We start from the raw sequence: 6539 nt of genomic DNA, 5'->3' as shown, positions 1-6539 counted from the left end.
GGTCGATCCCGACATCTCCGAGAAGAACATGCTGAAGACGACGACGACTTGCGACAGCCCGCCCCTGATATGCCCGACCAGCGACAGCGACAGATTGGCGATCCGCACCACGACGTTGGCCGAACTCATGAGTTCGCCGACCAAGAGGAAAAACGGGATCGCCAGCAGCGCCTCGGAATCCACGCCGTCGAAGATCTTCTGGATGATCGCCGCCAGCGACACGTCGGTCAAAAGCGCCCCGACGAACACGCCCGCCATCAGCGAAAACGGCACGGGCACGCCGAGATAGCCGAAGAACAGGAAGCAGAACGACATCAGCGCCAGGATGACCGGTGCGCTCACGGCCGCATCCTCTTCAGCACACTGGCATCCACAGGCCGCAGCGGGAGGTCTTCCTCCGGCGGCTCGGGATGATCGAAGCCGTTGCGGATGCCGTTGACCAGTTGCTCGACCGTGAACAGCGCGATCAGCGCGCCGGCCAGCGGTATCGCCGCGTAGAGCGAGGCGATCGGCGTGCCCGACGGCAGCCGGAAACTGCCGAACCCCCTGAGGTAATTGATATAGCCGAACCAGATCAGGCAAAACGCCACGCCCATCACCACAAGACGGATGATGATCTCGACGATCAGCCGCGGCGTGCCGTGCAGCGCCTCGGAGATCGCGGTCAGGTACAGATGATCATTGCGGCGGGTGGCGACCGCCGCGCCGATGAAGATCGCATAGATGAACAGGGTGGAAGTGACTTCCTGCAGCCACAGCCAGGGATGACCGATGGTGCGGGTCACAATGTCGAACATCACCGAAAGCGTGAAGCCGAAGCACAATAGCCCGCAGATCATCATCAGGATCAGTTCGAGCCTGTCGAACGCCGCCCATTTCAGGTGATGCTGCCGCTGCAGCACCAGTTTGTCGGCGATGGTCATCGTCTAACTCTCCGTCGTCCCAGATCACACCCGCGTCGTCCCGGCGAACGCCGGGACCCATACCCCCGGTGTTTATTGTTTGCAAAAGCTGGCTACGTGATCGCCTCACTTAGAAGCCGCGGCGTATGGGTCCCGGCGTTCGCCGGGACGACTAGTGGAAACCTGCTTCGGCCAGTTCAATCAATCGCCCGGATCAGGGTCTTGATCTTGTCCGCATGCGGGCCGAGCTCCTTGGCGAGCTTGTCGAGATAGGGATCGGAGATTTTCTGAAAGCCCGACTTGTCGACATCTGCGACGATCTTGACGCCCATTTTCTCGAGCTTGGCCGCCGCCGAACGCTCCAGCTCGAACGCGCGCTTGGGTTCCTGCGTGCTGACGTCCCTGGCCGATGTCAGAACCCACTGCTTCTGGTCGGCATTGAGGCTTTGCCAGAGCTTGTCGCTGATCCACACAATCGCGTTGTTGGCTTCATGCTCGGTCATCGACAGCACCGGCGCGACTTCGTAGTGCTTGTTGATGAGATAGACGTTGACCGCGTTCTCGCCGAAATCCATCACGCCGGTCTGCAGCGAGGTATAGACGCTGCCGAACGGCATGTGCACGGTCTGCGCGCCATAGGCGGCGAACATGGTGTCCTCGGTCGCGGTGGCCTGCACACGAACCTTGTAGCCTTTGAGATCCTCGATCCTGTGCACTTCCTTCCTGCCATACATGTGCCGGAAGCCCTGGGTGCCGAGCCCAATGACGTGGATGCCCTGGACGGTGTCGTCGATCATGTCCCGGATCGCCTCGAACACCCTGGGGTCGCCGAGCGCCTTGATGTCGTGTTGGTCGGAACGGAACAGATAGTGCAGCGACATGACGCCGGCCTGCGGCGAGATGGTCGAGGTGTTGGCCGAAGAGACGATCGCGAAATCAATATCGCCGGATCGCACCAGTTGGAGGATTTGCGACTCCTGTCCGAGCTGCGCGCCAGGGTACTGATCGACCAGCATGGTGCCCTTGCTCAATTCCTTGAGCCTGGCGGAAAAGATATCAAAGGCGATGCTGTAGCCGGAATTGAGCTGCTGGTCGTGGGCGAAGCGGTAATGTCTTATCTCTTGCGCGCCTGCGCCAGCCGCGAACAGGACTGTCGCGACCGCGATCAACCCGCCGATGATTCTTGCCGGATAATTCACCGTTTCCCCCTGGTATGATTTTGCCGGATCATCCCATCGGGGTTGCAAGATTGTCAATCAGACATCGTGCCCACCAGTTGCGCCCACTAGTTGATCGCCCGGATCAGGTTCTTGATCTTTTCCGCGTGCGGGCCGAGCTCTTTGGAGAGCTTGTCGAGATAGGGGTCCGCGATCGCGGTAAAGCCCGACTTGTCGACATCGGCGACGACTTTCACCCCGATCGATTTCAATTTCTCCTGCGATTGATGCTCGAGCTCGACCGCCTTCGCGGGCTGGCTCTTGTTGACCTCGTCGGCGGCGGCCTGCACCCAGCCCTGCTGCTCCGGCGTCAGGCTGTTCCACAATTTGTCGCTGATCCACACAAGGCTGTTATTGGCCTCGTGTTCGGTCATCGACAGCACCGGCGCCACTTCATAGTGCTTGTTGGCGAGATAGACGTTGACGCCGTTTTCGGCGACCTCCACCACGCCGGTCTGCAGCGAGGTATAGACGCTGCCGAACGGCATATGCACGATCTGGGCGCCATAGGCCGGGAACATGGTGTCCTCGGTCGGCGTCGCCTGCACGCGCACCTTGAGACCTTTCATGTCTTCGATTTTCCGGATCTCGCGCTTGGAGTACATGTTGCGCAGGCCGAGCGTGGCCAGCGCGATGACATGGGCGCCCTGGACGGTGTCGGCGATCATCGCCTTGACGGCCTTCGATACTTCGGGATCCGCAATCGCCTTGATGAGGTGCGCTTCGGAACGGAACAGGAAATGCATCGACATCACCCCGGCCTGCGGCGACAGGGTCGCGGCATTCGCCGAGGAGGAAATGCAGAACTCCACGTCTCCCGATTTCACCAGCTGCAGCACCTGCGGCTCCTGCCCGAGCTGCGCGCCAGGATATTGCTCGATCAGCATGGTGCCCTTGCTGAGCGCCTTGAGCTTGTCGCTGAAGATATCGCCGAGGATTCCGTAGCCTGTCGTCCTGGGCTGATCGTAGGCGAAGCGATAATGCTTCACTTCCTGCGCGCCCGCGCCGGCGGTGAACAAGACCGACGCCACGGCGATCGCCACGACGGTCCTCCCCAGTGGATTACCCATCTCGCTTCCCCCTTGGATGTTTTCTTTGATCATCCCATCGGGGTTGTTTGAATGTCAATCAAACGTCTGGGGGATACCGACGAACGCATGTGCGAGATGGAGCGCGATGACCGTTGAGGAGTAATAACCGACGGCTTTTCACTCCGATGTCATCATCCGCCACCCTGACGTCATCATCCGCGAAAGCGGATGATCCAGTACGCCGCGGCCTATCGGCGCTATCTCAGGTCCGCGGAGTACTGGATGCCCCGCATGCGCGGGGCATGACGACTGAATGAACAGGAAGAGCAGGCTACCCCTTGCCCTTGCCGCGCATGAAATCGAAATCGCAGCCTTCATCGGCCTGCAGGATGGTCTCGTTGAACAGATGCGCGTAGCCGCGTTTGGCCCAGTCCGGCGTCACCGGGAGCGCCAGCGCGGCGCGGCGCTTGTCCAGCTCGGCGGCATCGACCAGCAGATCGATGCTGCGTTTGGCGACATCGAGCCGGATCATGTCGCCGTTCTTCACCAGCGCCAGCGGCCCGCCGACGGCGGATTCCGGCGTGATGTGCAGCACGATGGTGCCGAACGCCGTGCCGCTCATGCGCGCGTCCGAAATTCGCACCATGTCCTTGACCCCGGTGCGCGCGATCTTCATCGGGATCGGCAGATAGCCCGCCTCCGGCATGCCCGGCGCCCCCTTGGGGCCGGCGTTGCGCAGCACCAGCACGTCGTCGGCGCTGACATCGAGCGCGGGATCGTCGACCCGCAACGTCATGTCCTCCACCGAGTCGAACACCACGGCGCGGCCGGTATGCTGCAGCAATTTGGGGCTCGCCGCCGAATGCTTGATCACGGCCCCGCGCGGCGCGAGATTGCCATGCAGCACCGCCATCGCTCCTTCCGGCTTGATCGGAGACTTGCGCGCGCGAATGACATCCTGCCCCGGCACTTCCTCGGCGGCGGCGACGACGTCGCGCAGGCTGGCGCCGCTGATGGTCTTGGCATCGAGGTCGATCAGGTCGCCGAGCTGCGCCATCAGTTTCGGCACGCCGCCGGCATGGTGGAAATGCTCCATGTAATGCGCGCCCGACGGCTTGAGATCGATCAGCACCGGCACCTCGCGGCCGAGTCTGTCGAAGGCTTCGAGATCGATGCGATGTTCGGTGCGGTTGGCGATCGCGGTCAAATGGATGAGACCGTTGGTCGAGCCGCCGATCGCCTGCAGCACCACCTGCGCGTTCTTGAACGCTGCCGGCGTCAATAGCTCGCTGGGCTTCGGCCCCTTCGCCTTGGCCATCTCGGCGGCGACCCTGCCGCTGGCTTCCGCGAGGCGAAAACGCTCGGCATGAGGGGCCGGAATGGTCGCGCTCATCGGCAGCGACAGGCCCAGCGCCTCGGTGATGCAGGCCATGGTACTGGCGGTGCCCATCACCATGCAGGTGCCCACGGACGGCGCGAGCCGGCCGTTGACGGCCTCGATCTCGACTTCGTCGATCTCGCCGGCGCGGAATTTTCCCCACAGCCGGCGGCAATCGGTACAGGCCCCCAGCACCTCGCCCTTGTGATGCCCGACCACCATCGGTCCGACCGGGATTACGACCGTCGGCAAATCGGCGCTGACCGCAGCCATGATCTGCGCCGGCAGGGTCTTGTCGCAGCCCCCGATCACGATCACTGAATCCATCGGCTGGGCGCGGATCATCTCCTCGGTGTCCATCGCCATCAGGTTGCGCAGATACATCGAAGTCGGATACGAAAAACTCTCGGCGATCGAGATGGTCGGGAACACCATCGGCATTGCTCCCGACAGCATCACGCCGCGCTTCACCGCCTCGATGATCTGCGGCACATTGCCGTGGCAGGGATTGTAGTCGCTGTAGGTATTGGTGATGCCGACAATGGGCCGGTTCAGCGCATCATCCGAATAACCCATCGCCTTGATGAAAGCCTTGCGCAGGAACAGCGAGAATCCAGCGTCGCCGTAGCTCGTCAGTCCCTTGCGCAATCCGTCAGCCATTTTTGTGCTTTCCTTGTGGGCGGCCATCTTACGTTGGCACACGCCTAACATAAAGTCGTCATTCCGGGGCAGCCCACAGGGCTGAACCCGGAATCCAGAGATTATAAGCGCGAGATTCCCCGATGTGCGATTGCACATCTGAGGTTCGTGCTTCGCACGCCCCGGAATGACCCGAAGGTTACTTCCAGTCGATGATCTTGCTGGCGTCCCCGTCGAACTCCATGCCGCAGAACGTGCCGCCCTGATAGAAATCGCCGACCGGATCGGTCGCGATCTTGGCCTGCTCGGCAAACGCGTGTTCGCGAAAATCCTCGGCCCGGCCGGTCGGGCGATAACCGAGGTCGTAGGCACGGTGGTTGTCCCACCATGCGCGCTCATTATAGGACGCGCCGTAGAATATTTCGAAATGGATGTCGGGATGATCGAGCCCGATCCGGCACAGCTGCACCAGATCTTCCGGCTTCAGCCAGATCGCAAGCCGGCGATGGTCCAGCGGCATCTCGCCGAAATTGCCGATCCGGATGCAGGTAACCCCGAGCCCGTGCTTGTCGGCGTAGAGCGCGCCCACCGCCTCGCCGAACACCTTGCTGACGCCGTAGCGGCTGTCCGGCCGGGGCGTCACGTCGGTTCCGATCCGGTGATGCCGCGGATAGAACCCCACCGCATGGTTCGACGATGCGAACACGACGCGCTTGACGCCCTTCTTGCGCGCCGCCTCGAACAGATTGTAAGTGCCGATGATATTGGACTGCAGGATATTGTCCCAGGGACCCTCGACCGAATACCCGCCGAAATGCACGATGCCGTCGACCCCCTCGCAGATCGCCTCGACCTGCGCCAGATCAGCCAGATCGGCCGCCTTAAATTTTTCATGGGCGCCGAGATCGGCGGGCGCCTTCAGGTCGCTCAGCAGCAAGTCCGGATAGATCGGCGGCAGCAGTTTTCGCAAACTGGTGCCGATTCCGCCGGACGCGCCGGTCATCAATATGCGTGGCATTTCATCCCTCTATATTCTTCACGTGGAGTGAGTATGGCGCGCTGGCCGCGACGCGGCAAGACATAGCGCGTTGCTCGATGCGCGCCCACCATCGTCATATCCCGCGAAGGCGGGAAATCCAGTAAGCCGCGGCTTTTCGGCTTACTCACAGACTCCGGTGGAATACTGGATCGCCCGCTTTCGCGGGCGATGACAGCATAGATGCTTGCTTGCCGCCGCGAGATGACAATGATAGCAGACGAGGACTTGCGAGGAAGCACGGCAACAACGAGAACAGCAAATGTCCCAGGCAGCATCCCCCCGCACCGGCTGGCAGCAGGCGACCTGTTATCCCGATCCTTCGATCCAGGCGCT

The 6539-nt window shown here is 61.7% G+C and carries 6 protein-coding genes; all 6 read right to left on the bottom strand.

Annotated elements, in window-relative coordinates; translation table 11 throughout:
• Positions 1-342: TRAP transporter large permease subunit (locus tag ABR948_RS27305; protein ID WP_428124044.1), on the bottom strand; the 342-nt coding region annotated here is incomplete at its 3' end.
• Positions 339-923: a TRAP transporter small permease gene (locus ABR948_RS27300; protein WP_428124041.1), complete on the bottom strand. Its 585-nt coding sequence runs from the start codon at positions 921-923 to the stop codon at positions 339-341. The genes ABR948_RS27300 and ABR948_RS27305, both read right to left, overlap by 4 nt.
• 176 nt (positions 924-1099) lie before the next feature.
• Positions 1100-2101 (bottom strand): TRAP transporter substrate-binding protein, encoded by a 1002-nt coding sequence (locus ABR948_RS27295; protein ID WP_428124039.1) that lies wholly within the window; start codon positions 2099-2101, stop codon positions 1100-1102.
• A gap of 86 nt (positions 2102-2187) precedes the next feature.
• Positions 2188-3189: a TRAP transporter substrate-binding protein gene (locus ABR948_RS27290; protein ID WP_428124036.1), complete on the bottom strand. Its 1002-nt coding sequence runs from the start codon at positions 3187-3189 to the stop codon at positions 2188-2190.
• 292 nt (positions 3190-3481) lie between these two features.
• Positions 3482-5188 carry an IlvD/Edd family dehydratase gene (locus tag ABR948_RS27285; protein ID WP_428124033.1) on the bottom strand — a complete coding sequence of 569 codons (1707 nt, stop codon included), beginning with the start codon at positions 5186-5188 and terminating at the stop codon, positions 3482-3484.
• 178 nt (positions 5189-5366) lie between these two features.
• Positions 5367-6185 (bottom strand): NAD-dependent epimerase/dehydratase family protein, encoded by an 819-nt coding sequence (locus tag ABR948_RS27280; RefSeq protein ID WP_428124030.1) that lies wholly within the window; start codon positions 6183-6185, stop codon positions 5367-5369.
• Positions 6186-6539: the final 354 nt, after the last annotated feature.

The sequence above is a fragment of the Bradyrhizobium sp. genome (assembly GCF_050014615.1).
GTDB lineage: Bacteria > Pseudomonadota > Alphaproteobacteria > Rhizobiales > Xanthobacteraceae > Bradyrhizobium.
The sequence above is the reverse complement of the archived record's forward strand: the minus strand, read 5'-3'. Positions and strand labels throughout refer to the sequence as shown.